This is a genomic window from Streptomyces sp. 13-12-16 (genome assembly GCF_002114215.1).
GTDB lineage: Bacteria > Actinomycetota > Actinomycetes > Streptomycetales > Streptomycetaceae > Streptomyces.
In genome coordinates this window covers 1-947 of the sequence record NZ_NCTE01001446.1, presented here as the reverse complement: position 1 = coordinate 947, position 947 = coordinate 1, and the positions used below count along the sequence as shown (strand labels likewise).

Here is a 947-nt window from a genome sequence, read left to right as displayed (position 1 = left end):
AGCGGACGGTGGCGCGGACCTGGTGCACCCAGTACTCGGGGGTGCGCAGTGCCTCGGTGTCGGCGGGTTCGCCGGTGACGGTGGACACCAGCGGGACGGACGGCAGGTGGTAGGTGAGGCCGCGGGCGACCCGGGCGAAGTCGTCGAGCATGGCGTCCATGCGCGGCGAGTGGAAGGCGTGACTGACGCGCAGGGCGCGGGTCCTGCGGCCGTCCCCGGCGAGCCGGGCGGCGATCCGGGTGACGGCGTCCTCCTCGCCGGACAGGACGACGGCGCGGGGGCCGTTGACGGCGGCGAGGGAGACCTGGTCCTCCAGGCCGTCCAGCAGCGGCAGCACCTCGTCCTCGGTGGCCTGTACGGCGACCATGGCGCCGCCGGCCGGCAGGGCGGCCATGAGGCGGCCGCGGGCGGCGACGAGGGTGCAGGCGTCGTCCAGGGAGAGGACGCCGGCGACGTGCGCGGCGGCGATCTCGCCGACGGAGTGGCCGGCGACGCCGTCGGGGACGGTGCCCCAGGACTCGACGAGCCGGTAGAGGGCCACTTCGAGGGCGAACAGGGCGGGCTGGGTGTGGGCGGTGTCGTGCAGGAGGGCGGCGTCCGGGGTGCCCTCCTCGGCGAACAGCACGTCCCGCAGCGGGTGTTCGAGTTCCAGGTCGAAGCGGGTGAGGACGGCGTCCAGGGCGTCCGCGAAGGCCGGGTACCGGCCGTACAGTCCGTGGCCCATGGCGGCGCGCTGGCTGCCCTGTCCGGTGAACAGGAAGGCGAGGCGGCCCCGGGAGGGGGCGCCGGTGACGAGGGCGCCGTCGGCGGTGCCGTCGCGCAGGGCGGTCAGGGCGCGCAGCACGCCCTCGCGGTCGCCGGCCACGACGGCGGCGCGGTGTTCCAGGGTGCCGCGGGTGGTGGCCAGGGAGTGGGCCACGTCGAGCAGCGGAACGTCCGGGTGGGCC

At 76.3% G+C, this 947-nt stretch carries 1 protein-coding gene; it reads right to left on the bottom strand.

Going from position 1 to position 947, the window contains the following annotated elements; genetic code table 11:
- The coding region (locus tag B7767_RS42325) for an acyltransferase domain-containing protein (protein ID WP_143653001.1) at positions 1–947 on the bottom strand (947 nt) is incomplete at both ends.